The sequence below is a fragment of the Streptomyces sp. NPDC018000 genome (assembly GCF_044328025.1).
In the GTDB taxonomy this organism is placed as follows: Bacteria; Actinomycetota; Actinomycetes; order Streptomycetales; family Streptomycetaceae; genus Streptomyces.
Genome location: NZ_JBIRGM010000033.1, coordinates 1 through 24958 on the forward strand (window position 1 = coordinate 1; position 24958 = coordinate 24958).

At 69.2% G+C, this 24958-nt stretch carries 23 protein-coding genes, 1 tRNA gene and 1 pseudogene; 8 read left to right on the plus strand and 17 right to left on the minus strand.

The window, feature by feature from the left end:
* Nucleotides 1-93 (plus strand): annotated as a pseudogene (locus ACH4EW_RS30645) (RNA-guided endonuclease TnpB family protein); the annotation flags it as partial.
* 300 nt (nt 94-393) lie between these two features.
* On the opposite strand, the gene ACH4EW_RS30650 reads toward ACH4EW_RS30645, so the two are convergent.
* From ACH4EW_RS30650 to ACH4EW_RS30665, 4 genes are all read right to left on the minus strand, one after another.
* A complete protein-coding gene (locus ACH4EW_RS30650) occupies nt 394-1179 on the minus strand; it encodes a hypothetical protein (protein ID WP_398262522.1) in 786 nt (261 codons plus the stop codon).
* 124 nt (nt 1180-1303) lie between these two features.
* A complete protein-coding gene (locus ACH4EW_RS30655) occupies nt 1304-2302 on the minus strand; it encodes a helix-turn-helix domain-containing protein (protein WP_398262524.1) in 999 nt (332 codons plus the stop codon).
* Between the two features lie 296 nt (nt 2303-2598).
* Nucleotides 2599-2844, minus strand: a complete 246-nt coding sequence (locus tag ACH4EW_RS30660; protein ID WP_398262526.1) for a DUF397 domain-containing protein — start codon at nt 2842-2844, stop codon at nt 2599-2601.
* Nucleotides 2841-3707 (minus strand): Scr1 family TA system antitoxin-like transcriptional regulator, encoded by an 867-nt coding sequence (locus tag ACH4EW_RS30665; RefSeq protein WP_398262528.1) that lies wholly within the window; start codon nt 3705-3707, stop codon nt 2841-2843. The genes ACH4EW_RS30660 and ACH4EW_RS30665 overlap by 4 nt, the downstream gene beginning before the upstream one ends.
* Nucleotides 3708-3841: 134 nt before the next feature.
* On the opposite strand from ACH4EW_RS30665, the gene ACH4EW_RS30670 reads away from it, so the two are divergent.
* On the plus strand, nt 3842-4264 hold the full coding sequence (locus ACH4EW_RS30670) for an ATP-binding protein (RefSeq protein ID WP_398262530.1): 423 nt from the start codon (nt 3842-3844) through the stop codon (nt 4262-4264).
* 152 nt (nt 4265-4416) lie between these two features.
* On the opposite strand, the gene ACH4EW_RS30675 is transcribed toward ACH4EW_RS30670, so the two are convergent.
* Complete coding sequence (locus ACH4EW_RS30675) at nt 4417-4914, minus strand: DUF6328 family protein (RefSeq protein WP_398262532.1); 498 nt, start codon at nt 4912-4914, stop codon at nt 4417-4419.
* A 220-nt stretch (nt 4915-5134) separates the two neighbouring features.
* On the opposite strand from ACH4EW_RS30675, the gene ACH4EW_RS30680 reads away from it, so the two are divergent.
* Nucleotides 5135-5208 (plus strand) — tRNA-Ala (locus ACH4EW_RS30680).
* A gap of 121 nt (nt 5209-5329) precedes the next feature.
* Here the strand turns inward: ACH4EW_RS30680 and ACH4EW_RS30685 are convergent.
* Entirely contained in the window at nt 5330-6574 is a 1245-nt protein-coding gene (locus ACH4EW_RS30685) for an RNA polymerase sigma factor (RefSeq protein WP_398262534.1), read from the minus strand.
* A gap of 2 nt (nt 6575-6576) precedes the next feature.
* Nucleotides 6577-6939 carry a YciI family protein gene (locus tag ACH4EW_RS30690; protein WP_398262536.1) on the minus strand — a complete coding sequence of 121 codons (363 nt, stop codon included), beginning with the start codon at nt 6937-6939 and terminating at the stop codon, nt 6577-6579.
* A 357-nt stretch (nt 6940-7296) separates the two neighbouring features.
* Between ACH4EW_RS30690 and ACH4EW_RS30695 the strand changes: the two genes are divergently transcribed.
* Nucleotides 7297-8151 carry an NmrA/HSCARG family protein gene (locus tag ACH4EW_RS30695; protein WP_398262538.1) on the plus strand — a complete coding sequence of 285 codons (855 nt, stop codon included), beginning with the start codon at nt 7297-7299 and terminating at the stop codon, nt 8149-8151.
* A 37-nt stretch (nt 8152-8188) separates the two neighbouring features.
* Here the strand turns inward: ACH4EW_RS30695 and ACH4EW_RS30700 are convergent, their stop codons facing one another.
* Both ACH4EW_RS30700 and ACH4EW_RS30705 read right to left on the minus strand, forming a co-directional pair.
* Nucleotides 8189-9487 carry a cytochrome P450 gene (locus ACH4EW_RS30700; RefSeq protein WP_398262540.1) on the minus strand — a complete coding sequence of 433 codons (1299 nt, stop codon included), beginning with the start codon at nt 9485-9487 and terminating at the stop codon, nt 8189-8191.
* A 156-nt stretch (nt 9488-9643) separates the two neighbouring features.
* The gene (locus tag ACH4EW_RS30705; RefSeq protein ID WP_398262542.1) at nt 9644-9781 is read right to left on the minus strand and encodes a hypothetical protein; all 138 of its coding nucleotides are present in this window, start codon (nt 9779-9781) and stop codon (nt 9644-9646) included.
* 157 nt (nt 9782-9938) lie between these two features.
* Between ACH4EW_RS30705 and ACH4EW_RS30710 the strand changes: the two genes are divergently transcribed.
* On the plus strand, nt 9939-12521 hold the full coding sequence (locus ACH4EW_RS30710; RefSeq protein ID WP_398262544.1) for a bifunctional FO biosynthesis protein CofGH: 2583 nt from the start codon (nt 9939-9941) through the stop codon (nt 12519-12521).
* A 47-nt stretch (nt 12522-12568) separates the two neighbouring features.
* Here ACH4EW_RS30710 and ACH4EW_RS30715 read toward each other — a convergent pair whose 3' ends face one another.
* The 5 genes from ACH4EW_RS30715 to ACH4EW_RS30735 form a co-directional block, all read right to left on the minus strand.
* Nucleotides 12569-13177: a GNAT family N-acetyltransferase gene (locus ACH4EW_RS30715; protein ID WP_398262546.1), complete on the minus strand. Its 609-nt coding sequence runs from the start codon at nt 13175-13177 to the stop codon at nt 12569-12571.
* Nucleotides 13178-13293: 116 nt separating this feature from the next.
* Nucleotides 13294-14202, minus strand: a complete 909-nt coding sequence (locus ACH4EW_RS30720) for an aldo/keto reductase (RefSeq protein WP_398262548.1) — start codon at nt 14200-14202, stop codon at nt 13294-13296.
* Nucleotides 14203-14605: 403 nt separating this feature from the next.
* Nucleotides 14606-15004: a hypothetical protein gene (locus ACH4EW_RS30725; protein WP_398262550.1), complete on the minus strand. Its 399-nt coding sequence runs from the start codon at nt 15002-15004 to the stop codon at nt 14606-14608.
* On the minus strand, nt 15001-15285 hold the full coding sequence (locus tag ACH4EW_RS30730) for a hypothetical protein (protein ID WP_398262552.1): 285 nt from the start codon (nt 15283-15285) through the stop codon (nt 15001-15003). The genes ACH4EW_RS30725 and ACH4EW_RS30730 overlap by 4 nt, the downstream gene beginning before the upstream one ends.
* A 187-nt stretch (nt 15286-15472) precedes the next feature.
* Nucleotides 15473-16255: an SDR family oxidoreductase gene (locus tag ACH4EW_RS30735; protein WP_398262554.1), complete on the minus strand. Its 783-nt coding sequence runs from the start codon at nt 16253-16255 to the stop codon at nt 15473-15475.
* Nucleotides 16256-16335: 80 nt separating this feature from the next.
* Between ACH4EW_RS30735 and ACH4EW_RS30740 the strand changes: the two genes are divergently transcribed.
* Nucleotides 16336-17175: a hypothetical protein gene (locus ACH4EW_RS30740; protein ID WP_398262556.1), complete on the plus strand. Its 840-nt coding sequence runs from the start codon at nt 16336-16338 to the stop codon at nt 17173-17175.
* A gap of 133 nt (nt 17176-17308) precedes the next feature.
* On the opposite strand, the gene ACH4EW_RS30745 is transcribed toward ACH4EW_RS30740, so the two are convergent.
* The 3 genes from ACH4EW_RS30745 to ACH4EW_RS30755 form a co-directional block, all read right to left on the minus strand.
* Nucleotides 17309-17515, minus strand: coding sequence for a DUF397 domain-containing protein (locus tag ACH4EW_RS30745; protein WP_398262558.1), 207 nt, complete (start codon nt 17513-17515; stop codon nt 17309-17311).
* A gap of 223 nt (nt 17516-17738) precedes the next feature.
* The gene (locus ACH4EW_RS30750; protein ID WP_398262560.1) at nt 17739-18608 is read right to left on the minus strand and encodes a helix-turn-helix domain-containing protein; all 870 of its coding nucleotides are present in this window, start codon (nt 18606-18608) and stop codon (nt 17739-17741) included.
* Nucleotides 18609-18883: 275 nt separating this feature from the next.
* Nucleotides 18884-19606 (minus strand): GPP34 family phosphoprotein, encoded by a 723-nt coding sequence (locus ACH4EW_RS30755; protein WP_398262562.1) that lies wholly within the window; start codon nt 19604-19606, stop codon nt 18884-18886.
* Nucleotides 19607-20068: 462 nt separating this feature from the next.
* Between ACH4EW_RS30755 and ACH4EW_RS30760 the strand changes: the two genes are divergently transcribed.
* Both ACH4EW_RS30760 and ACH4EW_RS30765 read left to right on the plus strand, forming a co-directional pair.
* A complete protein-coding gene (locus ACH4EW_RS30760) occupies nt 20069-21898 on the plus strand; it encodes a serine hydrolase (protein WP_398262564.1) in 1830 nt (609 codons plus the stop codon).
* A gap of 445 nt (nt 21899-22343) precedes the next feature.
* A complete protein-coding gene (locus ACH4EW_RS30765; RefSeq protein ID WP_398262566.1) occupies nt 22344-24896 on the plus strand; it encodes a D-alanyl-D-alanine carboxypeptidase in 2553 nt (850 codons plus the stop codon).
* Nucleotides 24897-24958 lie beyond the last annotated feature (62 nt).

Below are 24958 nucleotides of genomic sequence, written 5' to 3' on the forward strand. Positions count from 1 at the left end.
GGGGACGGGTGCCGCTGGGACTCCACCCCCGACGACCGGCAGACCCGGGTACGCCTGCAAGGCGTCGGGCATGTCCGGGTGCACCAGCACCGGTCGGACGCGTATCGGCTCCAGGTTCCTCCGGCTTCGGACGCGAGGCGATCCGTGGTGACCTGGTGGTAGCCGGGCGCGTCGGCGACCCCGCACCGGCTCCGCCACGGCGCCCTCACGAGACGCCGAGGACGGCACCCCCACACCGATGCTCCTCGCGCGGTTGCGCGATGCTCAGGCTGGCGCTGCAGGGCGGGCGCGGGCGGCTCGGGGCGTCCCGCTCGTCCGGGAGGCCTGGCGCGCCGTGGCCGCGCAGGTGCACCTGTCGGCGGGCCGTTTCCGGCCCGCCGCGAGGTCACGAGGTCACTTCACCGTTACGGCGTCGCCGGTGGAGACGACCTTCATCGTCGTGGTCGTACCGAGGAACGCCCAGCGCCAGCTGCCCGAAGCAGTGGCCTTCACTGTCGCGCGGAGGTGGCCCTTGCTGTCCGTGGTCGCCGTCTTCACGGTGCTGTAGGAGCCGCCGGGCTTCTTGTACTGCAGCTTCACCACCTGCTTGGTGAACGCGTGGTACTTGAGGTCCGTCCAGTTGGCCCGCGACAGCTTTCCGGTGACGGTCAGCGTGCCCCCCTTCCTGACCGGCTCGGGCGTGGCGTCCGTGGTCAGGGTCGCGGCGCGCTTCACCTTGAACGAGGCGATGTCGTCGGAGATCCAGTAGTCGCGGTCATTCGCGTTGACCGTCGCGTTGACCTGCCAGTTCCCCGCGATCGCATTGGCGTCCCAGCCCTCGTTGCCACGTCCGTACGAGTCGATCCACGACGGGTCGAACTCCATCGTCGCGGTGCACACGGACGTCGTCGTGCTGACCTTCTTGCACGTTGTGCCGAGGTAGTCCACCGGCCCATGACCATTGGTCGTGTTGAACGCGGACACATGGGAGACCCCCTTCACCCCCGAGTTGTCCTTGATCGTCATGGTGATCGGGAACCGCTTGACGTTCTTGACCCCGACGATCACATTGCTGCCACCGTTCACGACGGTCTTGGTGACCCGGATGTCACCCCGTCCCTCCGCGTGAGCGGCCGGCGCCACCGCGATCCCGGTGGCCACTGCCGCCACCACGGAGGCCACAGCGATTCTTCTGCGCATGTCCCACCCCTGTTCTCCCCGCCTCATGGCAGGGGGAGAACAGAGTAGCGATCAGCTTGACGTGCCTTACGTGCGCGGAAGTCGAGTTGATCAGTAGTCAGATCCCCATCAAGAGTGTCGACAGTTACCCGGAGCAGCCCTGAACCGTTGCGCGCGACGGCGGGTGCAGCGCGCCGGTGCGGCAGTCACGGCAGTGGCCGGGCGTGGGTGAGCGGAAGGCGCGGTCGCAGCCGTCGCAGTTCTGGAAGGGCGTCACCCGGTGTACGGGAGTGCGGGGCGGCGCGAGCGGGAGCGGGGGCGGAAGGAGCGCGGTGAGGCGGTGCCGGAGGAATCCCGCAGGGTGCGTGAGGTGCTCGGGGAGGTCGGCGGTAAGCGTGCGGCGGACGGTCTCGGGGGCGGCCTCACGTTCGAGCCAGGCGGCGACGGCGGGGCCGAGGTGGTCGACGTCGCGCTCGGAGAGGACCAGTTGCGGGGTGTCCCGGCGCAGACCGGCGAGGAGTTCGACAGCGGTGCGGAGCAGTTCGGGGCTGGGGGTGTGGGGCGCGGGGAGTGGTGGGTGCTGAGCTCGGGCCGAGGCGGGCTGTGGTGCGGGGTGGGGCGTGGGTGTGGGCTGGGGCTTGGGCGTGGTGGGTGCGGTGGGTGACGGTGCGGGGGCGGGTACGGGCGACTGCTCGGGTGCGGGAGCCTCGCGAGCGGGGCGGCGCGGCCTCGGCCGGGGCTGTGGCCTTGCTGCCGGATGCTTGTGCGGGGTGGAGTCGCCCGGCTGGTTGTACGAGCAGGTGCGGGTGATGACGCGGCCGTCGGGGAGGCGTTCCCGGGTGCGCCGCAGGTAGCCGTGGGCTTCCAGTTCGCGTAACGCTGCGGCGATGCGGGCCTCGCTCTCCGGGAAGCGTTCGGCGAGGGTCTTGATGCCGATCTTGGCTCCGGCGGGCAGCGACTGGATGTGGGTGGCGAGGCCGATCGCGAGAAGGGAAAGTTCGCGGTGCTGGGCGAGATGGTTGCCGATGACGGTGAAGCGGCTGGTGTGCCGGAAATTGATGTGCACGACACCGGATGACGGTGTGGCGTCCCCGCGTACGGGAGACGAGGTGGGCGAGGGCACGCTAATCTTCTGGGTATCCATCGGGAAGCCCTTACTTCCTCGGTGGTCAGGCCCTCGATCGGGACGCCACTCCCGGCCGGGGGCCGACGCATGTCGGCGGTTGTCGCGGCGAGCATATGCCCGCCAACCGGGCGGAAATCCAGCTCAGTTGGACAATCTCACTCGTGCGGGTGACGCGCCTCTACCTGAGGTCAGGGAGGGGTGGGTCGGGTTGGGAAGGTTCTTCTCCCCGATTCTTGAAAGCTTTTTACGTCACGCTCTGCCGGGTCGCGGCGGACCGGGTCGCGGCTGTCGCGACCCGGTACCGGGCGGGTGGCTCAGCCCTGCCGCGCGTACGTGACGAACGCGGACCAGGTGGCGGGGGCGACGTCGAGGTGGGGGCCGTGGATGTTTTTCGAGTCGCGGATGTGGATGGTGGTGGGGCAGGACGCGACCTCGACGCACTCGCCGCCCTCGCCGCTGCTGTAAGTGGACTTGCGCCAGTCGTAGGCGACCTCGATGCAGGCGCCGCCCTCGCCGCTGCTGTAGCTGCTCTTGAACCAGTGGAGTTGCTCGGTATTCATACCTCTCCCAGCATCTTCTCGATCAGCGTCAGGGACTCCGTGGGCGTGAGAGCCCGCGAGCGGATGATCCCATAGCGCTCGCTGAACACGCGGACCTCCTCCGGGTCAGTAATCAGCCGCGCATGGCCGTACGTCTCTGTGTACGCCGCTTCCTGGCGACCTTTGGGGGTGAGGAGTGTGAAAGCCGCATCCAGGCTCGGGTGTTCCTCCCGGTCCGTGGTCATGACCTGAAGTTCCACGGTTCGCATGCGGCCGACATCCAAGAGCCTCTTCAGCTGCTGTCTGTGAACGGTCCGCCCACCGATCGGGCGTTCCAATACGACCTGCTCCAGCACGTAGCTGAACGTTGGGGCGGGCCAACGGTCGAAGATCTGCTGGCGGTCCATGCGGTCCGCTACCCGCTTCTCGATCGTCTGCTCGTCCAGCAAGGGGCGTCGCTGTGTGAAGACTGCACGCGCATAGTCCTCGGTCTGCAACAGGCCCGGCACGGCCTGCGTGCTGTAGATGTGCAGAGCAAGCGCATCCGCCTCCACTCGCGCATAGTTGCGGAACCAGTCCGGATGCCGCGTACGTGCACGCGTCAGTGCCTCCCGTACCTCGTCGACGGCGGCACACAGCACCCCGCCCGCGTTGAGGAGCGGGTCCACGCGGATCAGGAACTCCGGCTGCGGCGTCCGCACGCCCCGTTCCATCGCCGAGATCAGGTCTTCCCCGCAGTGGGCCGCGAGGCCCAGGTCCTTCTGGCTCAGGCCCGCGCGTTCGCGCAGCACCTTGATCTGTCTGCCCAGCGCCCTGAACAGGTGCGCCGTTCCATCCGATTCGGCCGGCCGTTCCGGCCTTTCTTCGCGTTCCGCGTTCGCCATCTGTCCCGCACCGCTCTCTGTCCGCCCGGTCACGGCCGACGCCCCGTACAGCCGACCGGGCGTGCCCGTACGGCTACTCGGCGTCGTGGTGTCATTCCTGGTCAGCGTACGAGGAACCGGACACGCTGAGTCACATGAACGTCGAAATCACCCTTGTGGGCGCCGAGTTCGTCCAACGGTTCAGCGCCACCCGCCGCGGGGCGCGGCTCGCCCGTCGGCTCGCTGTGCATCAACTCGACGAGTGGGGCGTGCCGTACGGGAGCGAGCTCTCCGACAACGCCGCCCTGGTCGTGGCCGAGCTGGCGGCGAATGCAGTGCTGCACGGGCATGTGAAGGGGCGGGACTTCGAGCTGAGGCTGCTCAACCTGGCGGACACTCTCCGTATCGAGGTGTCGGACGCGCGGGGTGAGCGAGGGCCGGAGCCGCGCCTCCTCCGGGCCGGTGCGGAGTCAGGGTACGGCCTGCACCTGGTCGAGGCGCTGGCCACGTCCTGGGGGGTTACCGACCGGGTCGTGGGCAAGACGGTCTGGGCCGAGTTGCTTGCCAGTCAGCATTGACTGCCCGCTCCTGTTGGAGCCTGCACTGCTCGGTGGGCGTGGCCAGTGAGGTGCAAGGTCTCTCTGCGTGGATGGGCGTGCACCTGTTCAGCTTGACCCTGCATTTTTCGGCGGTCGGCCGACACCACGTCGTCGGGATCCCGGCGAGCGGGTCACGAGGTTGGGCGGCGTAGCGCCCTCGGGAGGACGAACCACAGGCCGGTGAACATGACGAGGGTGGCTGCAGTGATCGCGACAGCAGCGGTGCGGCCGAGGACGACATCCATGAGCAGGAGAACTGCGCCGTTGAGTGCAAGGGCGAGGAAGACCAGACCGATTTCGGCGAGCCGCGCGGACAGAGCGACAATCCGGACCTTGGCCCCCCGGTGGAACAGGCCACGGTGCAGTGCCACCGGAGTCGCGAGCACTGCCGAGGAAACCACCGTGAGCAGCAACGTCACCACATACGTGGTGCGCTCGAAGGTATCGAGGAGCGGAAATTGGCTGGTGAAGGCCACGCCGAGGAGAAAAGCGAAGACGATCTGCACACCGGTCTGCACGACCCGCAGTTCCTGGAGGAGCTCAACCAGGTTGCGGTCAGCACGCTCCTCAGGGGTCTCCTCCCGGCCAATCGGAGACGGACCGCCGCCATCCGGCGTGGTATGAGACATGAGGCTCATTGTCCTCCGGCCGCCCGGTCACATCACACGGCGCACCCGCAGCGCGCCTGAATGGGCCAAGCACTTCCGTATGGCGATCACCGCCCTCGGCCCCACCGGCAGGGACGTGCACAGGACGCACCGCTGCTGCGCATCTGCACGGAGCCGCCTCAAACGACGCCGTCACGCTGAGCGGCGGAGTGCGGGCGGCTCGTATGATCGCCGGCGGGATGGGGCTCGTAGCGCAGAGGTCGTCGCGCCCTCACGGCATGTGGGAGGACGCCGGTTCGAATCCGGTCGGCCCCATCTCTCCCTGCGTCGTCACACAGGGTGGCCACATCACAGAAGTTGAGCCAGAGCCGCTGGAAGTGAACAAAGCCAGCGCGAGTGGCGAGCACGGGAAAGGGCGGCCGATCCACGGGCGTGATCAGTCCGCTGAGGTGAGGCGCGTGGCGCGGGCGGTGAGATGGCGTCGTTCCGTTGCGCTGGTGGCGTGTCGGGCGGCGTCGCGGTAGCCGTCCGCGGCCGCGGTGTGGTCGCCGAGCAGTTCCAGGAGATGGGCACGGGTGGCGAGCAGACGGTGGTGGCGTGCCATCCGCTTGTCGCACTCCAGGGCGGCGAGCAGTTCCAGTCCGGCGGCCGCCCCGTGCACCATGGCGACGGCTACCGCGCGGTTCAGGGTGACCATCGGATTCGGCGCGAGCTGCTCCAGGAGCCCGTACAGCGCGAGGATCTGCGGCCAATCCGTGGCTTCCACGTTCTCGGCCTCGTCATGGACAGCGGCGATAGCCGCCTGGAGCTGGTACGGGCCGACCTGTCCTCGGGGCAGGGTCTCGGTGAGCAGGGCGATCCCCTCGGCGATGAGCTCTCGGTCCCACCGGCTGCGATCCTGCTCGGCCAGCGGCACCAGGGCTCCGCCGGGCCCGGTGCGTGCCGGCCGACGTGCGTCGGTGAGCAGCATCAGGGCGAGCACCCCGGCCACTTCACCGTCGTCGGGCAACAGGCGACGCAGCCGACGGGTGAGGCGGATCGACTCGGCGGACAGCACCGGCGAGGTCAGGTCGTTGCCGTCCGTTGTGGCGTAGCCCTCGTTGAAGATCAGATACAGCACGTGCAGCACTGCCTGCAGCCGTTCGGCGCGGTCCGCCGCGTCCGGCATGCGCAGCGGTATGCCGGAGGTCTTGATGGTTTGCTTGGCCCGGCTGATGCGCTGGGCCATGGTGGACTCGGGAACCAGGAACGCTGCCGCGATCTGAGCGGTGGTCAGGCCACCGACCGCGCGCAGGGTCAGCGCGATGCGGCTCGACGGGGACAGCGCAGGGTGGCAGCACAGGAAGAGCAGCGCGAGGGAGTCATCCCGGTCCGCGTCCGGTTCGGCGTCGGCGGCGTGGCTCAGCAGCTCTGCCTGCGGGGTCGCCAGGGCGATCCGGTCCTCTCGGCGCCGTCGCGCCTGCTCGCTGCGCACGTGGTCCACCAGCTTGCGGGATGCGACGGTGACCAGCCATCCCCGGGGATTGTCCGGCGTTCCCTCGACGGGCCACTGGAGGGCGGCCGCGAGCAGTGCCTCCTGGACGGCGTCCTCGCACGCGTCGAAGACCCCGTACCGGCGGACCAGCGCGCCGAGGATCTGCGGCGCCAGTTCGCGCAGCAGATCCTCGGCGCGACGATCCATGCTCACATGTCCGCCACGGACTCGTGCAGGACAGGCCACAGCTCGACCGGCTCCACGTCGGCGAACGGCATGTCCGCCGCGATCTGCTGCGCCCGCTCCTGACTCTCACAGTCGAGCAGGTAGAAGCTGGCGATGTACTCCTTGGTCTCGAGATACGGCCCGTCGGTGACTGCCGGAGCTCCGTCCTTGCGGCGCACCAGCTTGGCGTTGACAGCATCCGCCAGGCCGTAGGCCCCCAGAAGCTCCCCGCTCTCGCGGTACTTCCTGTTGAACGCCTCCTGCTTGGCGATGGCATCCGGCCACGCCTCGGCCGGGAAGGAGTCCCACTTCTCCTGGTTGCCGTAGATCATCGCGATGTACTTCATCTCGGGTGTCCTCCCGGTTCCGCGCGCCCCGTTGGCGCGCTGTCACCCCTCGGTCGGAGCGGGAACCGGGCCTTCGACATTCGGCGACGACGTTTCTTCGATTCTTTTCCGTGCCACCGCCGGCAGGCCTGGACGCCGCCGAGCAGCTAAGGGCTGTCCCGCACCAAGTGGAGCCGTGACTCGGACGAACAGTACCGACGGCATTGCCAACCGCTGTTGTTCCCAAGACGTCAGCACCGCCGACCGCGTGCGACCTCAAGGCCACGCGGCCGACGCCCACCGCCCGGGATCCTCCCGGTGGCAGGTCTGGCCTCCGCTGTTCAGCATGGACACATGTCCCTTGATCACGGAGGTCCCATGTCCATCGCGGTACTCGGAGCGACCGGCGGCCAGGGCGGCGCCGTGGTCGCCGCCCTGCTGGAGGCGGGGCGTGCCGTGCGCGCCGTGGTGCGTGATCCCGGCAGCGGGCGGGCCAGGGCGCTGGCGTCGGCCGGGGCGGACGTCGTCGCCGGGAACCTCTTCGACGCGGCCTCCCTCGCCGACGCGTTTCGGGGCACGACGGCCGCATTCGCCGTCACCACGCCGTTCCAGGACGGTCTGGACGCGGAGGTGGCGCAGGGCGCGGCGATCGTACGGGCCGCGGAGGAGGCCGCGCTGCCGCATCTGGTGCTGGCCTCCGTCGCCAGCGCGGACCGCGGTACCGGCGTCCCGCACTTCGAGACCAAGGCCAGGATCGAGGAATTGCTTGCCGACTCCGGACTTCCGGCGACGGTGGTGGCACCGACCTACTTCTACGACAACGCGCTGGGCGCGCTGGACGAGGTCGCCGCCGGTGTCCTGACCATGCCGCTTCCCGGTGACACGCCCCTCCAGCAGGTGGCGCGGCAGGATCTCGGCCGGGTCGTGGCCGCCGTCGTGGCCGATCCGGACCGCTGGACCGGGCAGCGGATCGAGGTGGCGGGCGACGACCCCACGCCGGTCCGGATGGCCGAGGAGATCGGCCGGGCCGCGGGAGGCACGGTCGCGTTCCGGCAGACGCCGCTGGAGGACCTGCGCACCGCCAACCCCGACATGTTCGCCATGTACAGCTTCCTGGAGGGCATTGGCTACCAGGTGGACCTGGAGGCACTGCGGGCACAGTTCCCCACCGTCCCCTGGACCTCGTACGCCGCATGGGCGGACGCTCAGGAATGGCCGACGCCTCGCAAGTGACCTCCGTTTCCGCTAGTTGGGATTCCGCCTCCTCATGTCATCGCCTGCGGGGCGTTGCGCGCAGGCGCAGGCCCACGGGGGTGAGGCCGCTATGGGTGTGCAGTGCGTAGTGCGGGCCGGGGCCCGGTGGTTCGTGCAGGTGGTGGAGGCGGGCGGTCTCCGCGGCGATGAGGGTCAGTTCGGCCATGGCCATCGCCGAGCCTTCGCAAGAGCGCGGCCCGGTGCCGAAGGGCAGAAACACACTCGTGGCCGGGGTGCCACTGGCGGTGAGCCAGCGTTCGGGCCGGAACTCCTCGGGGTCGGGATGTTCGCGGGGGTCGCGGTGGGCGGTGTAGGGGCAGACCAGGACGGTGGTGCCGGCGGGGACCGGGTAACCGGCCAGTTCGGTGTGGTGCACGGCGTGCCGGCCCAGTAGCCAGTTGGGCGGGTGCAGCCGCAGGACTTCGCGGACCAGGGCTTCGGTGAAGCGGAGGCCGGCGAGATGTTCGCCGGTGACCGCGTGCGGGTCCCGGGGGAGAGCCGCCGCCTCCGCGGCGACGCGATCGGCTGCCTGAGGGTGTTGCGCCAGCGCGAGCAGAAGCCAGCCGACTGCCCGAGTGGGTACCTCACTCACGGCGACCATGAGCCCGGTCAGGCCGTCGAGGACGGCCCCGTCGGCCAGCACGCCGTACTGCGAGGACGGCCGCAGCATCTGCCCCAGCAGGTCATCACCCAGCCGCCCTTCCCTTCGGCGCCGCTCCATCACGCCCAGCAGCTGTTGGCAGAACCGTGTCTGGTTGCGCCGCAGGGCTCGCCGGGCGGGCGTAGGCACCCACGGCGGCCATGGCAGGCCGTGGACGATGGCGTCCCGCGCCGGGCCGAGCCCGCCGCCCGCGGCCAGCATCTCCTCCGCGTCGTCGCAGAACAGATAGCGGCTGCCGATGCCGGCCAGCGCCGCCTTCGCGTAGGGCAGCAGATCGATCTCCTGGCCGGATGGCCAGCCGGCGGCGAATGCCGCGGCGCCAGGTGCGATGACACCGATCCGGTCGGCGACCGCACGGGGCCGCAGTGCCCGCATGCGGGCGGCATGGCCGTGCGCCGACTCCTGGGCCGGCGGTGCCGAGCCGTCCGGCCGTGTCGACGGGGGGAAGGTTCCCGGGAAGGTGCCGTACTCGTACGTCGTGCGCCGCAGCACCGCTTCACAGGCGTCCGCGGACGCCGCCACGTAGACGCCTTTCCGCAACTGCCACACGTCTCCGCACTCGCGAGCGCCTCGCAGGGCGGTGCCCAGACGGTCACGCCGGTAGGCGGCAGCACTGACGCCAGGCAGCCGCGGTGGCTGAAGAGCCTGTCCCATCCTGCACCTCACCAACCCGGCCATCGAACCCGGCCGTCGACGATGCGGGCCGCTGCCGACACCTCATGACGGGAGTGGGCCGGGCCCAGCGGTGGGCCCGTCCACTCCCGCCGCCGCCCGGTGCCACACGACGTGCACGGCGGCCAGGGACTCCCCTCAGTACGTGTAACTGTGGTAGGCGCCGTACAGGCGCGGGCCGAGGGCCTTGCGCATCAGCCTCCTGAACATGACGACCTCCCTGTCCATGTCTGGGCAGGGCGGTTCCCTGCCCACTTCTTCCAGGCTGACGGACATGCCCTCACGCCACCACTCGGGCACCCCGGCGGGCCACTCACCGAGGGGACAGGATCACGGGCGGGCTTGCGACCTGGGGCCGGGGCCGGGCCCATGGTCCTCACATCCACACGGAGTCCCTGGTCCGGGGCGCGCGCCTCGCTCGTATGCTCGCTCCATGACCGATCCTCAGCGCGGACGTCCGACCACCAATGCCATGCGGCGCGCCCTCAGGCGGGCCCGCGACGGTGTCGCACTCGATGTGACCGAGGCCGCCGTTCTGCTCCAGGCGCGGGGTGACGATCTGACGGATCTCGCCGCCTCGGCCGCCCGGGTGCGCGACGCCGGTCTCGAAGCCGCCGGCCGGCCGGGTGTCATCACGTACTCCCGCAAGGTCTTCATCCCGCTGACCCGGCTCTGCCGCGACAAGTGCCACTACTGCACCTTTGTGACCGTCCCGGGCAAGCTCCGGCGCGAGGGCCACGGGATGTTCCTGTCGCCCGACGAGGTGCTGGACATCGCCCGCAAGGGTGCGGCCATGGGCTGCAAGGAAGCGCTGTTCACGCTCGGCGACCGGCCCGAGGACCGCTGGCCCGAGGCGCGGGAGTGGCTGGAGGCCGAGGGGTACGACGACACCCTCGCGTACGTACGCGCCATGGCGATCCGGGTCCTGGAGGAGACCGGCCTCCTCCCGCACCTCAACCCGGGCGTGCTGACCTGGACCGACCTCCAGCGGCTCAAGCCCGTCGCCCCCTCCATGGGCATGATGCTGGAGACGACCGCCACCCGGCTGTGGTCCGAGCCGGGCGGCCCGCACCACGGCTCCCCGGACAAGGAACCGGCCGTACGCCTGCGCGTCCTCGAAGACGCGGGCCGCTCCAACGTCCCGTTCACCACCGGCATCCTGATCGGGATCGGCGAATCGTACGAGGAGCGCGCCGACTCCCTCTTCGAGCTCCGCAAGACCGCCCGCGCCTACCACGGCATCCAGGAAGTCATCGTCCAGAACTTCCGCGCCAAGCCGGACACGGCGATGCGCGGCATGCCGGACGCCGAACTGGAGGAACTGGCCGCGGCCATCGCCGTCGCCCGGCACATCCTCGGCCCGTCCGCCCGCATCCAGGCGCCGCCGAACCTCGTCGACGCCGAGTACGCGCTGCTCATCGGGGCGGGCATCGACGACTGGGGCGGCGTCTCCCCGCTCACGCCCGACCACGTGAACCCCGAACGGCCCTGGCCCCACATCGACGAACTGGCCGCCAGGACCGCCGAGTCGGGCTTCACGCTCCGCGAACGCCTCACCATCTACCCGGAGTTCATCCGGCGCGGCGAGCCCTGGCTCGACCCCCGCCTCCTCCCGCACGTCCGCGCCCTCGCCGACCCGGAGACGGGTCTGGCCCGCGAAGGAGCGCTTCCCTCCGGCCTGCCCTGGCAGGAGCCCGACGAGGAGTTCGGCGCCACCGGCCGCACCGACCTGCACCGCACCATCGACACCCAGGGCCGCACCGGCGACCGCCGCGAGGACTTCGACGAGGTGTACGGGGACTGGGAGGCGCTGCGCGAGGCCGCCGCCCCCGGCATGGTCCCGTCCAGGATCGACACGGATGTGAAGGCCGCGCTCGGCCAGGCCGCAGACGACCCGACGAAGCTCACCGACGACCAGGCCCTCGCCCTGCTCCACGCGGACGGCCCGGCGCTGGACGAGCTGTGCCGGATCGCGGACACCCTGCGCCGTGACGTGGTCGGTGACGACGTCACGTACATCGTCACCAGGAACATCAACTTCACCAACGTCTGCTACACCGGCTGCCGTTTCTGCGCCTTCGCCCAGCGGCGCACCGACGCCGACGCGTACACCCTCTCCCTGGACCAGGTCGCCGAACGGGCCGCGCAGGCGTGGGACGTCGGCGCGGTCGAGGTCTGCATGCAGGGCGGTATCCACCCGGACCTGCCCGGCACCGCGTACTTCGACATCGCGCGGGCGGTGAAGGAACGCGTCCCCGGCATGCATGTACACGCCTTCTCGCCGATGGAGGTCGTCAACGGGGCGACCCGCACCGGCATGTCCATCCGCGACTGGCTGATCGCCGCGAAGGAGGCCGGGCTCGGCTCGATCCCCGGCACGGCGGCCGAGATCCTGGACGACGAGGTCCGCTGGGTCCTCACCAAGGGCAAGCTGCCCACGGCGACCTGGCTGGAGGTCATCAGGACCGCCCACGAGGTGGGCCTGCGATCGTCGTCGACGATGATGTACGGCCATGTCGACCAGCCCCGCCACTGGCTGGGCCACCTCAGGACCCTTGCCCGCCTCCAGCAGGAGACGGGCGGCTTCACGGAGTTCGTCACCCTCCCCTTCATCCACACCAACGCCCCCGTCTACCTGGCGGGCATCGCCCGCCCCGGCCCCACCGACCGGGACAACCGGGCCGTCACCGCCATGGCCCGGCTGCTGCTCCACCCGCACATCACCAACATCCAGACCAGCTGGGTGAAGCTCGGCACGGAGGGTGCGGCCCAGATGCTGCGCTCGGGCGCCAACGACCTGGGCGGCACGCTGATGGAGGAGACCATCTCCCGTATGGCCGGGTCGAGTTACGGCTCGTACCGGTCGATCCAGGATCTCGTCGCGATCGCGGAACTCGCGGGCCGGCCGGCGAAGCCGCGTACGACGCTGTACGGGGAGGTGCCGCAGGAACGGGTGGCGGCGGCTACCGCGTCCGACGGACACCTCCCGGAGCTGCTTCCCGTGCTGCCGGACTGAGCGGCGTGCCCTCAGCCCGGCGGCGGCGCCGCTCAGCGGATGACGACCTAGGCGTTGACCGGACGGCGCGGCTCGCGCCACATCGCCCACAGCATCGGCCCGCCCCCCGGCAGCCGCAGCTCCTTGCGCACGGTGAAGCCGAAGTGTTCGTAGAAGGGGAGGTTGGACGCTTTGGAGGACTCCAGATAGGCGGGCAGGCCCGCCGCATCGGCCTTGGCCAGCCCCGAGCGCAGCAGAGCGGCCCCGTGTCCCTGGCCCTGGGCGGCGGGGTCGGCGCCGAGCAATGCCAGGTACCAGTGCGGCTCCTGGGGTGTGTGCTCGGCGGCCGCCTCGACGGCGTCCCTGAACAGCCCAGCGCGGTCGCCGAGAATGTTCTGCAGCTCCTGGATGGTTTCCGCGTCGGGTACCGCCTTGGCTTGCGCCTCCGGCGGTACCCAGAAGGCCGCCGCGGCCTCGGTGCACTCGCACACGCCGTTGTCGACGTACTGCCGGGTGAAGATCGTGGTGAAGTAACTGCCCAGTGATGCCTCGCGCGAGGAGTCTTCGGGGAAGAACCAGCGCATCATCGGGTCGTCGTCGAAGGCATGCGCCAGGGAGCGACTGATCAGTGCGGCATCGTCGATGGCTGCCGTTTTCGGCATGTTCGTTATCGCCATGCGGGCATTCTGCACCTTGTTGATCTTTGATGGCGGGGCGGGGCCCTGGCCCGCTCACGGTGGCAGTTGCGGTCGTGTCAGCGGTGGCGCAGACCGTGGGGTGCCTCCTTGTGTCGTCACGCGCTGTCCTGATGGAGGGACTGGAGGCGTGCTATTTCGTCGTCCGAGAGCCGCAGCGCGCCGGCAGCCACGTTCTCGGCGAGATGGTCCGGATCGCCGGTACCTGGGATGGCCAGCACATGCGGCCCTTGCCGCAGAGTCCATGCCAGCCGAACCTGCGCGGCCGACACGCCATGCGCGCGGGCGACGGCGAGCACCGCTTCGCTGTCGGTGGCGCTCGCGCCTGCCTCGCGTCGGCTGCCGGCGATCGCGAAGAACGGTACGAAGGCGACGCCGAGCTCACCACAGGCCCGCAGGAATTCCTGCTCATCGCTCGGCGCGTCGACACTGTAGGGGTTCTGCACGCAGACGACCGGCGCGATGGCCCGGGCCTCGGCCAGGTGCTCGGGGGTGGCATTGGATATGCCGAGATGGCGTATGAGCCCGGCATCGCGCAGCTCGGCCAACGCGGCGAAGTACTCGGCGATCGAGCTGGTTCTGCGACTCGGCGGCATGCGCAGATTCACGATGTCCAGGTGATCACGGCCGAGTTGACGGAGGTTCTCCTCGACCTGGCCGCGCAACTGCTCCGGCGTGGCCCACCACCACGCACCCGAGGGGTCCCGGCCGGGCCAGACCTTGGTCGCGATGACCAGATCATCCGGGTACGGCGCCAGCGCCCGGTTGATCAGCTCGTTGGCGGAGCGCGTCGACGAGAAGTAGAAAGCGGCAGTGTCGATGTGGTTCACACCGAGCTCGACCGCGCGCCGGAGCACACTGATCGACCGCTCGCGGTCGCTCGGCACGCCGAGGCCGAAGGGAGCGTTGCCCGTCAGGCGCATCGCGCCGAACCCGATGCGGTTGACGGTCAGGTTCCCGAGCTTCCAGGTACCCGCGGCCGCCGCGGTGTGCGGCTGTGACGTCATGGTCAGCAACACACCCTCATCGGGGCAGCGAACGGGGCCCGGATGGCGGTCGGCAGTTCCGGCCGGCCTGGCACGGGCCGGCGCTCCTCAACCCAGGTGTCGCCGACGAAACGGCTTGCGACGCGATGGCAGAAATGCACGTCCGGCATGAATCTCCTTTGCGGGAAGGAACGGATGACGGGTGCTGTTCCTGTCCAGGTCACCGGGCAGGACCAGCGCCTCTGCGGCGGGTCCACCTTGAACAGGGGCAAGACGGCCCCGGGCATGAAAAAAGCCTCCCAGGCGGATCCGAATCCGCACCCAAGAGGCGCAAGCGATGACCGGCATCATACCAGGGAAGAGAGGGGCAGGCCGGGGAAGAGAGGGACAGGCACGCGCGGAGGGTTGTGCCGGTCCGTCGGGCTCAGTGGAATCCGAGCATTCCGGGAGAGTCGATGTCGACGGTGAGGATGCCGGGCGGATAGTCGCTCTCGCGGCCGGTCAGGATGATCGACATGCCGCCGCTCTCCTGGTGTGGAGTCGCGACGTACAGTGCGTGACACGTATCGGCGCTTCCCCACCCGTCGCGGACCATCCCGCCGACCGTGGCTGCTGCGGTCTGATCGAGCGGATCGGTCAGGACGCCCGGAAGCGCCAGCACATTGCGCGCGAGACCCTCGTCGCCCGCTTCGGCGTGCATGAGGCACAGGGCGGGGATGCGCAGCCAGTCGCCCGGAGTGGCTGCAACATTGCCGGCGAGGAGGTGCAGGGCTCGATGTCCTTGCGCGAGCGCCGACACCGCGCTCGTGTCGAGGATGATCATGCGGCGGTGTTCCGTCGGGCGTGCATCTTCTCGGCTGCAATCGCGTACACGTTGGCCAGGACATCCGGCCCCTGGTCGAACTCCTCGTCGGTCAGGGTGCAGCCCATGCGGTCACGCAGCACCTTGCGGGTGGTGGCGACGCGCTCGGCGATCTGGGCCGCGGTCGGCTGCTGGGCGGCCAGCTGGTCGACCAGCTGGCCCAGGCTCAGCCCGCGTTCCTTGGCCAGCTGGGCGAGATGGTCGCGCGTCTCCTTGGGCACCTGAATGGTCGTAGTAGCCATAGATTCACTATAGAGCCACTACGGCCCATGGGTGACTGCTGTTCCGAGACCCGGAAATCCCCGGAGAACGCCGTTCAAAAGTGATCGCAGGATCTACTCCGTACATACGGTTCAGGCCCACAGCTCACCGTTCCCGTTCGATTACAGTGCGGCGCAGTCGCACGCGAGAGGACTGACGGGGCAGCCCTTAGCGCATCAGCTCGCCGGCATTGACCAGCAGGGACTGCCCGGTGATCGCCCGCGCCCGGTCCGAGGCCAGGAATGCGGCGGCGTCGGCCACATCGCCGTCCGTGGCAAGCCCCGGAAGCGCCATCCGCTCGGTGAGCCTGCCCAGCACCTCGGCCTCGGGCACACCCTCGGTGTGCGCCGTGAACTGTACGTACGCCTGCACCGGCGGACCCCACATCCAGCCGGGCAGCACCGTGTTCACCCGGATCCGGTGCGGGCCGAACTCCCGTGCCATGGAGTACATCGCCGAGGTGAGCGCCCCCTTGGAGGCCGCGTACGCCGCCTGCTGCACCTGGGAAGGTGCGGCCACCGAGGACTGTGTGCCGATGATGACCACCGAGCCGCCCCGCTCCTTGAGTCCGGGCAGGCAGGCGCGGGTCATCCGTAGCGTGCCGAGCAGATTGACGTCGATGACCGACTGCCAGACGGCCAAGTCGGCATCCTCGATTCCGCCGAAGTAGCTGTCCCAGGCGGCGACATGAACCACCGCGTCGATCCGCCCGAACCGCTCCAGCGCCAGCGCGGCGAGCGCCTTGCACTGCGCTTCGTCCGTGATGTCGGTGGCCAGATGAGCGGTGCGCCGGCCTTCCGGGTCGATTTCCGCGGCCGACTTGGCGAGGTTCGCGGCGGTGCGCGCCCCGAGCACCGCGCTGCCGCCGTCCCGTACGACCGTCGCCGCGACCTGGTGACCGAGCCCGGCGCCCACCCCGGACACGATGACGGTCTTCCCCGCGAGCAACATCGGTTACCTCCCGGCTCTGGCAGTTCGCCTGACGGAGCGTCAGAGTAGGACGCCGCTGCGGAGTACGGAAGGGGAACGGCATGAGCGACGAGACGCGGAGCGACACCTACGCCGAACTGGCCGCACTGGGACCGTACGGAGTCCATCCCGGCCACGCGCTGATCACCATGGTCGAACCGCACCCGGGCCATGAGTACGCGTACAACCGCTGGTACGAGGACGATCACTACTACGCGGGCGGGATGGCGATGCCCTGGATGTTCGCGGGACGCCGCTGGGTCGCCACCAGGGAACTGCGTGAACTGCGCTATCCGGAGAAGTCCGCGGTCGCCCGGCCGGTCGGCGCCGGCTGCTATCTGTCGACGTACTGGGTGACGGACGGACGCTACGACGACCACATGAAGTGGACCGTCGGGATCAACAAGCGACTGAACCGGGACGGCCGGGTCTACCAGGACCGCACCCATGTGTTCACCTCGTTCCAGGACCACGAGGCGACGGTCTACCGGGACGGCGCCGCGGGGCCCCGGGACTTCCACGCACTCGACCACCCCTACCGCGGGCTGGTCCTTCAGGTGATCGATGCCGAAGGGGGCGAGCAGCGGGCCGAGTTGCTGGAATGGCTGCGCTCGCGGCATCTGCCGGAGCGGCTGAGCGGTTCCCCGGCTGCGATGGTGACCGTCTTCCGTCCCACGCCGCTGCCGGGCGACCGGATGACCTATGTGAAGCAGGTCGAGGGTGTCGACACCCGGCTGACCCTGCTGTGGTTCCTCCAGGAGGACCCGCGGGACTGCTGGGACGGGCATTTCACCGGTCTCGACGCGATGGTCGCGGGATCCGGCCTGGGGCGGGTGGAGCTGGTGGCGCCGTTCATCCCGACCGTGCCCGGCACCGATCTCCACGTCGACCAGCTGCGTTGAGAGCCCCGGACAGTCGGGGCAGGCGTGCATCGAGCCCCCTCGGCCAGGACGGCGGACCGGTCGAGAGGGCTACCGGCAGGGCTGCCGGCAGCACCGGGATCGATGCTGCGACGCGAACGGCGGCAGGCATCGGTCAGGCGGCGACGGCACCCTTGCCGACGTCACGTACGAAGGCGTTCCATGCCGTGGGGACGAACGTGATCGAAGGGCCCTGGGGGACCTTCGAGTCGCGTACGGCAATAGCCTGGTTGAAAGGGGACTTGACTTCGACGCAGGCGCCGTTGCCCCCGGAATACGAGGACTTCGTCCACTTGTCCGTAGCACCCTGACGAATGGCCATGTTCACTCCGGTTCAGAGAGTCGAATGAAAGAAGCCAACAGTGTTCCGGTTGGCGTGATCGACGCTACTCGCCAAGTCTCTTGAGTGAAGGGGCCGTTCACTCGACCGGATGTTATGGGCCACTAAGGGTTCCATTGCGGGCGGGCGGCGGTGTACCTTGCCGCCGCCCCTCCCGTAACAGCGCGCTATTTCCCGCAAACCGGACTTTGTGGGCTGTCCGGTTTTACGTGTCCGAGTGCCCGGCGTACTCCTTCGCGATGTCGCTGATGAAGTGCCGGGTCTGTTCCACATTCAGTGCTTGTGCCCGCAGGTGCTCGTACATCACGCTGTACCGCTGCACATCATTGGCTTTCTCCAGATAGAGGTCGCTGGTGACGCCCTCGATATAGACGACACTGGAGTCCGCGGCGTCCGGGAATTCCAGAACGGCGTACTGACCGTTGATGCCGGGGTGCGCACCCATCTCGAACGGCAGCACCTGCACGGTGACATGTGGCAGGTGCGACAGCTCGACCAGCTTCTCCAACTGCTCGATCATCACCTGCTTGCCGCCGACCAGCCGGTGCAGCGCGGACTCGTCGATCACCGCCCACAGCCGCAGCGGTTGCTCCGGGGAGGTGATCCGGTCCTGGCGACGGGCCCGGACTTTGACGCGCTTGTCGATTTCGGTCGGCGGGGCCTCCGGCAACGCGCCGTGGATCAGCGCCTCGGCATAACTCCGGGTCTGCAACAGGCCGGGGACCACCTGGGGTTCGTACACCCGCAGCGATTCGGCATCGGTCTCCAGGCCGATGTAGACGCTGTACGGGATGTCGCCGAAGGCGTGCCACCAGCCCTGCTGGCGTGAATCCTTGGCCATCTGCATGAGTGAGTCGACGATGCGGTGATCGTCGACCTCGTACACCCCGCAGAGATCGCGTACATCGCGCTGGCTGATGGAGCGGCGGCCGTTCTCCAGGCGGCTGATCTTCGACTGCGAGACCAGCAGCCGCTCCGCCACCTCCTCGGCCGTCATGCCCTTGAGTTCGCGCAGTCTGCGCAATTCCTGGCCCAACCGGCGTCGCCTGACGGTGGGATTGACGTTGGACGGCACGGAAACGGCACCTCCGGCTGTGTAGCTGTGCGTATCTACTGCTGAGCAGATTGCCACCCCTGCCCCCGGCCGCGCTGGGAAATGGCGACACGCAAGTGCGCGGGGCAGCCTTGATTCCGGCTGCCCCGCGCTTGGTGCGGTTCCCGAACCGGGCCCTGGGGACGACGGTGCGGTCGGTATTCGGTCGGTGCTGTGGTGCTGTGGTGCTGTGGTGCTGCGGTGCAGGGGTGTTGAGGTGCAGTGGTGCTGTGGTGCGTGTGGCGACGGGTGCGGTCCTAGTGGGCCGCGGTGTGCGCCATGCTGCCGCGGCGTGACTGCGACTGCACTTGCGGTTGCAACGGCACTCCGGCCGCCTGGTTGCGGCGCGGTTGCGCGGCTGCACCGTTCTGGACGTCCATCACGGCATGCGCCACGAGTCCGCCCATCGGGTCGTGCCTGATCAGGTCCCGGAGCCGGGAGCGCGATGAACGCCCCTCGTTCCCGGGATACAGGTGCTTGCCGAGTCCGACCGCGTGGGCCAGCGCGGCGAGCGCCGCGGTCCGCGGGTCCGGCGGTACGCCGGTGCGGATCGCACTGTCCAGCCTGGCTCTGATGTCCCGGCTGATTGCCGTGTCCGTCGCCTGGTAGCGAGTTGTCGGCAGCACTCCGCACATCTGGCCCGCCGCGGCATGCACCATGCCGCACCGCTCCAGATGAGCGAGGTAGATCTGGCGCAGCCCCAGCCGGGGTCCGCCGATCCAGTGGACCGCCCGAACCGGGCTGCCGCGTCGGCGCAGCAGTTCCAGTGCGGAGTCCAGAGTCGGATCTCCTGTCGGCCGTGGCATCACCACGGCGATACGATCCCCGTCAGGGGCTATCCGTCCTGCCAGAGCCAGCTCCACTAGCTGAGCTCCGGCGAGGCCGAGGTCGAGCGACTGCGGCTGCGCTGTGGTACCCGTGGCCGGGTCCAGAGCGAGCAGCAGAAGCTCCTCCGGAATTGTTCTGCGGCTCCTGCCCATCCATGCCTCCCCGCGTGGATGAATGACAGGGTGACCCCTCTCACATTGGTCTGTCGAGAGTGCCTGGGTGCTTTGTAAGGGAACCAGTAGGTATGTCGTTCTCGTCTAGCAGCCGGGCCCGGTGGTTCACACGGGACACTGGTAGATGGTTCGGACAGCGCGGGGATGTCCCCGCGGTGCATGGAGGAGGCATTGGTGGCGGGCGAGTCCCCCGACAGGTCGAAGCAGCAGAAGTCGTCGGGGACGGCTCGGAGTGAGGGGGATCCGCGGCTTGCCGCCTTTCGTGAACCGTCCGTTGAGGGCGAGGCCGGCGGCAGGACGCACACGGCGACGCCAGTTGGCGAAAACGGCGAGGGCGCGGCGCAGTTGGCCCGCTTCGGGGCCCAGGAGGGCTCCTCGGACGCCGAGGGCGCTGAGGGCTCTACGGGCGCCGGAAGGGCCAATGGGGCCAGGGGAGTCGGGATGACCGCGGAGGGCCTGGAGAAGGCGTCCGAGCCGACCGAGGGCTCCGAGCGCGCGGACGCCGGCCGGTCCGCGAAGGGTACGGATGCTGCCGAGCCCTCCGAGGCGGTTGCCGCCTGGGTGGCGAATGACGACGACGAGAGCGCCGAGGGTCCGAAGGGCGGCGTGAAGGACGACGGCACGAAGGACGCCGAGTCCGACGCCGACGAAGCTGCGACCGCTGCCACCGAGAACCCGGAAGACGCGGAAGACGGTACCGAGAAAGCTGCCGGTGCCGAGGACGAGCGCGGCGTCGATCAGCCGACCGCCGTTTTCAGGGCGCCCACCGTTGACCGGGTCGACCACCCGACGCTGAGGATCACCCCGCCCGCCTCGAAGTCTGGGCCGGAGTCGAAGCCCGAGTCCGTCGCAGTGCGGGCCGGCACGTTCGTACCCCTGCGCGGAGACGACGTACGACCGGCGCCGGCACCGGCGCCGGCGCCGAAACCCCGTAAGCCCGAGACGCCGATACCGGCCGCCGCCTCCGCCGCGACGCCCGGCATACCCGCTGCCTTGCCCCCGCTCCCCGCCGTCGAGCTGACGAACACGCCTCCGCCGCCTCAGGCGCCGGTCCGCACTGCTGCTCGCCGGGTCAAGATCTGGACCTCGCTGGTCCTGCTTCTGCTGATCATCTTTGCGATCGCACAGATGGTGCGCCCGCTTCCGGAGCCCGCACTGGTGCTGTCCGCAGACCCCACGTACACCTTCGACGGCGGGAAGATCGACATGCCCTGGCCTGCCGAGGGGCAGGGCGCTGTCGAGGTCGAGGGCGTCGGCACCATCGGCACCTATGGCGCGCAGAAGCCCGCGCCGATCGCCAGCGTCGCGAAGGTGATGACGGCGTACGTGATCCTCGAGGACCACCCCCTCACCGGCAAGGAACAGGGCGAGAAGATCACCGCCGACCAGCAGGCGGAGGACGAGTCCAGCCGTGAGGACGAGTCGAAGGCGCCGATGACGAAGGGCCAGCAGTTCACCCAGAAGCAGATGCTCCAGTTGCTGATGATCCCGTCCGGCAACAACGCGGCGCGCCTGCTCGCCCGTTGGGACGCGACGACCGAGGAGGCCTTCGTCGAGAAGATGAACGCCGCGGCCAAGGACCTCGGCATGACGAACACGACGTACACGGACCCAAGCGGTCTCAAGTCGTCCACCGTGTCCACTCCCACCGACCAGCTCAAGCTGGCCGAGGCAGTCATGCGGAACGATGTCTTCCGCGAGATCGTGAACATGCCCCAGGCCGATATCCCGGGCGTAGGGGCGATCTACAACAACAACGAGATTCTGCTGGAGCCCGGCGTGAGCGGGATCAAGACCGGCTCGTCGACGCCTGCTGGTGGCAATCTGCTCTGGGCCGCCGACACCGTTATCGACGGCAAGAGCCGCCGGATCATCGGAGTGGTGATGGGCGCTGATCTGGACGGCACTCTGTACGCAAAACTGCAGCGCGCGATCCAGAACAGCCTCAAGTTGATCAAGGCCGCACAGAAGGGCGTCGACTCCACCACTGTCGTGAAGAAGGGCGATGTCGTCGGTTACGTCGATGACGGCCTCGGCGGCAGGACCCCCGTGGTTTCCACCAAGGACCTCAAGGCGATCGGCTGGAGCGGCCTTCAGGTGAAGCTCGACATCGGCGAGGGCGATGAGCAAGTCCCGCACTCGGCGCCTTCCGGCACGGTGGTCGGTGAGGTGACAGTCGGTACTGGTACTGGCAAGGTCTCAGCGCCGATCGCGCTCCAGAAGGACCTGTCCGAGCCAGGTTTCGGGCCGAGGCTGACCCGGGTCTCGTGACCTGTTGAATTCACGACGGCTGGACGGGTGGCTCCGGGTGTCAAGTCCCTGGAGCCACCGGTCTCCCGGCTGCGAACTCAGCCGTAGCGTTCCCAGTTGTCGGTGTACGAGGCTTCGTTGATGCCGCCGCTGGCCGGTCTCCGGCGAGGCCGAGGTCGAGGCCGAGCGACTGCGGCTGCGCGGTGGTACCCGTGGCCGGGCCAGGGCGAGCAGCAGAAGCTTCTCCGGAATTGTTCTGCGGCTCCTGCCCATCCATGCCTCCCCGCGTGGATGAATGACAAGGTGATCCCTCTCACATTGGTCTGTCGAGAGTGCCTGGGTGCTTTGCAAGGGAACCAGTAGGTATGTCGTTCTCGTCTAGCAGCCGGGCCGGTGGTTCACACGGGACACTGGTAGTGGTTCGGACAGCGCGGGGATGCCCCCGCGGCGCATGGAGGAGGCATCGGTGGCGGGCGAGTCCCCCGACAGGTCGAAGCAGCAGAAGTCGTCGGGAACGGCTCGGAGCGAGGGGGATCCGCGGCTGCGGCTTACCGCCTCCCGTGAACCGTCCGCCGAGGGCGAGGCCGGCGGCAGGACGGACACGGCGACGGCAGTTTTCCGTACGGGGTCGTCCGGCGACGGCGAGCGCGGCGAGGGCGGCGGGAGCGGCAAGGTGGATACGGCTACGGCCGTCTTCAAGGCGCGGCCGTCCGATGACAGTGAGAACAGCGAGGACAGCCAGGGCTCGGAGCAGCCGGAGGGCTCCGGGGCCCAGGAGGGCTCCTCGGACGCCGACGGTGCCGAGGGCGCTGAGGGCACAGAGGGGACGGGAGGGGCCGCTGAGGGCCTGGAGGGAGCCTCTGAGTCCTCCGAGGCTGCCGAGCCCCTGAAGAACGTGAAGAACGCGGGGAACGTGGACAACGCCGAGTCCCCGGAGGATGCGGACGTCACTGAGCCTGCCGACGGCGCGGGGAGCAGGCCCGTCGTTGCCGCGGCGCCCGAGGAGGGCGATGCGCGGTTGCGTGTTGCGGTTGCCGCACGGGCGGCGAAGGACGACGAGGGCGACAAGGGCCCGAAGGACGATGGCGCGAAAGCCGCCAAGTCCGAGAGCGAGGCTGTGCCTGACGCCGGCGCCGGCGCTGCGGTGGAGGGCGACGCGCCTGAGCCGGTCACTCCGGCCGACGGCGCCTCGGACGAGGCGACCGCCTCGGGTGACGCCGACGTCGACGCCGCGGTCGAGCCGTCCGACGAGGCCCGGGTTACGGGGACGCGCGACGAGACCGCTGCCACCGAGGGCGCGAGAGACGCCGAGAACGAGGAAGAGGCCGAGGCTTCGGAAGCCGAGGCCAAGGGCACCGCTGTCGCAGACAAGACCGACACCGCCGAGGACAAGCGCGACACCGCCGAGGACAAGACCGAAACCGCCGAGGACAAGCGCGACGTCGATCAGCCGACCGCCGTTTTCAGGGCGCCCGCTGCGGACCAGGTCGACCACCCGACGACCGCGCTGAAGATCACCCCGCCCGCCTCGAAGCCTGGACCGGAGTCGAAGCCCGAGTCCGCCGCCGAGCGGACCAGTAAGTTCGTACCCCTGCGCGGGGACGACGTACGACCGGCACCGGCACCGAAACCCCGTAAGCCCGAGACACCGGCCGCAGCCTCCGCCGCGACGCCCGGTGCGCGGGGCGTCGCGCCCTCGTTCTCCGGCGCCGAGCGGACCACGCAGCAGCCGGTGCCGCCCAAGCCGCCGCTCGACCTGCTGGCCGAGTTGACGAACACGCCTCCGCCGCCTCAGACGCCGGTCCGCACCGCTGTCCGCCGGGTCAAGATCTGGACCCCGCTGGTCCTGCTTCTGCTGATCATCTTTGCGATCGCGCAGATAGTGCGCCCGCTCCCGGACCCCGAGCTCCGGATGTCGGCGAAGCCGACATACACCTTCAAGGGGAGCAAGCCGTCCCTGCCGTGGCCCGACGAGGGCCAGGGCTACATGGCGGCGACCGGTCTGGGCACCGTGGACTCGTTCGGCGAGCAGAAGCCCGTGCCGATCGGCAGTGTGGCCAAGGCGATGACCGCGTACGTCGTGCTCAAGGACCACCCGCTGAAGAAGGGCGAGGAGGGTCCGTCCATCACGGTCGACGCCAAGGCGGAGTCGGAGGGGAAGCTGGACGCGGTGGGCGAGTCGACGCTCAACACCGTCAAGGAGGGCGACAAGCTCACCGAGAAGCAGGCGCTCTCGGCCATCATGATCCCGTCGGCCAACAACATCGCGCGGCTGCTGGCGCGCTGGGACGCGGGTTCCGAGAAGGCGTTCGTCAAGAAGATGAACGACACCGCCAAGTCGCTCGGCATGAAGAACACCACGTACACCGATCCGTCCGGTCTTCACGAGACCACGGTCAGCACGGCCGAGGACCAGGTGAAGCTCGGTCAGAAGCTGGTGGAGATCCCGGCGCTCATGGCCATCACCATATTGCCGTCGTGGACCGACCCGTCGGGCAAGACCCATCCCAACTACAACCGCCTCGTCCCGTACGACGGCGCGCTCGGGATCAAGACCGGATCCACCACCAAGGCCGGCGGCAATCTGCTCTTCGCAGCCCACAAGATGGTCGGCGACACCGACCAGTTGATCGTCGGCGCCGTGCTGGGCCAGCACAAGCCTTCCATCATCGACACGGTCAACGCGGTCAGCAAGGAAGTCATGCTGGCCACCCAGGATCTGCTGGAGGGCGCCAAGGTCGTGAAGAAGGGCGACGTCGTCGGCACCGTCTCGGACGGGCTGGGCGGCAGCACCCCGGTGGTCGCGACCAAGGACGTGACGGCGGTCGGCTGGCCCGGTCTCACGGTCAAGCTCGAACTGACCGACGACGGCAAGACGATCCCGCACTCGGCGGCGGCCGGCACCCACGTCGGCACGCTCACCGTGGGCGAGGGCACCAGTCAGGTGAAGGTGCCCGTCGCGCTGCAGAGCGATATGGCGGAGCCGGCGATCGGGGACAAGCTGACGCGCATCAGCTGACCTACCGGCCGGCCGACTGCCGGCCGAGTCGTACCTGTGCCCCGCAGCGTTTGCCGCGCTGC

Excerpts from the sequence above, each read along its gene's own strand:
- ACH4EW_RS30660 (WP_398262526.1), bottom strand. The coding sequence starts at position 2,844 with ATGAATACCGAGCAACTCCACTGGTTCAAGAGCAGCTACAGCAGCGGC.
- ACH4EW_RS30670 (WP_398262530.1), top strand. The coding sequence starts at position 3,842 with ATGAACGTCGAAATCACCCTTGTGGGCGCCGAGTTCGTCCAACGGTTC.
- ACH4EW_RS30725 (WP_398262550.1), bottom strand. The coding sequence starts at position 15,004 with ATGATCATCCTCGACACGAGCGCGGTGTCGGCGCTCGCGCAAGGACAT.
- ACH4EW_RS30700 (WP_398262540.1), bottom strand. The coding sequence starts at position 9,487 with ATGGGACAGGCTCTTCAGCCACCGCGGCTGCCTGGCGTCAGTGCTGCC.
- ACH4EW_RS30685 (WP_398262534.1), bottom strand. The coding sequence starts at position 6,574 with ATGGATCGTCGCGCCGAGGATCTGCTGCGCGAACTGGCGCCGCAGATC.
- ACH4EW_RS30745 (WP_398262558.1), bottom strand. The coding sequence starts at position 17,515 with ATGGCCATTCGTCAGGGTGCTACGGACAAGTGGACGAAGTCCTCGTAT.
- ACH4EW_RS30735 (WP_398262554.1), bottom strand. The coding sequence starts at position 16,255 with ATGTTGCTCGCGGGGAAGACCGTCATCGTGTCCGGGGTGGGCGCCGGG.
- ACH4EW_RS30705 (WP_398262542.1), bottom strand. The coding sequence starts at position 9,781 with ATGTCCGTCAGCCTGGAAGAAGTGGGCAGGGAACCGCCCTGCCCAGAC.
- ACH4EW_RS30720 (WP_398262548.1), bottom strand. The coding sequence starts at position 14,202 with ATGACGTCACAGCCGCACACCGCGGCGGCCGCGGGTACCTGGAAGCTC.
- ACH4EW_RS30655 (WP_398262524.1), bottom strand. The coding sequence starts at position 2,302 with ATGGATACCCAGAAGATTAGCGTGCCCTCGCCCACCTCGTCTCCCGTA.
- ACH4EW_RS30715 (WP_398262546.1), bottom strand. The coding sequence starts at position 13,177 with ATGGCGATAACGAACATGCCGAAAACGGCAGCCATCGACGATGCCGCA.
- ACH4EW_RS30690 (WP_398262536.1), bottom strand. The coding sequence starts at position 6,939 with ATGAAGTACATCGCGATGATCTACGGCAACCAGGAGAAGTGGGACTCC.
- ACH4EW_RS30650 (WP_398262522.1), bottom strand. The coding sequence starts at position 1,179 with ATGCGCAGAAGAATCGCTGTGGCCTCCGTGGTGGCGGCAGTGGCCACC.
- ACH4EW_RS30665 (WP_398262528.1), bottom strand. The coding sequence starts at position 3,707 with ATGGCGAACGCGGAACGCGAAGAAAGGCCGGAACGGCCGGCCGAATCG.
- ACH4EW_RS30695 (WP_398262538.1), top strand. The coding sequence starts at position 7,297 with ATGTCCATCGCGGTACTCGGAGCGACCGGCGGCCAGGGCGGCGCCGTG.
- ACH4EW_RS30755 (WP_398262562.1), bottom strand. The coding sequence starts at position 19,606 with ATGGGCAGGAGCCGCAGAACAATTCCGGAGGAGCTTCTGCTGCTCGCT.
- ACH4EW_RS30740 (WP_398262556.1), top strand. The coding sequence starts at position 16,336 with ATGAGCGACGAGACGCGGAGCGACACCTACGCCGAACTGGCCGCACTG.
- ACH4EW_RS30675 (WP_398262532.1), bottom strand. The coding sequence starts at position 4,914 with ATGTCTCATACCACGCCGGATGGCGGCGGTCCGTCTCCGATTGGCCGG.
- ACH4EW_RS30730 (WP_398262552.1), bottom strand. The coding sequence starts at position 15,285 with ATGGCTACTACGACCATTCAGGTGCCCAAGGAGACGCGCGACCATCTC.
- ACH4EW_RS30710 (WP_398262544.1), top strand. The coding sequence starts at position 9,939 with ATGACCGATCCTCAGCGCGGACGTCCGACCACCAATGCCATGCGGCGC.
- ACH4EW_RS30760 (WP_398262564.1), top strand. The coding sequence starts at position 20,069 with ATGACCGCGGAGGGCCTGGAGAAGGCGTCCGAGCCGACCGAGGGCTCC.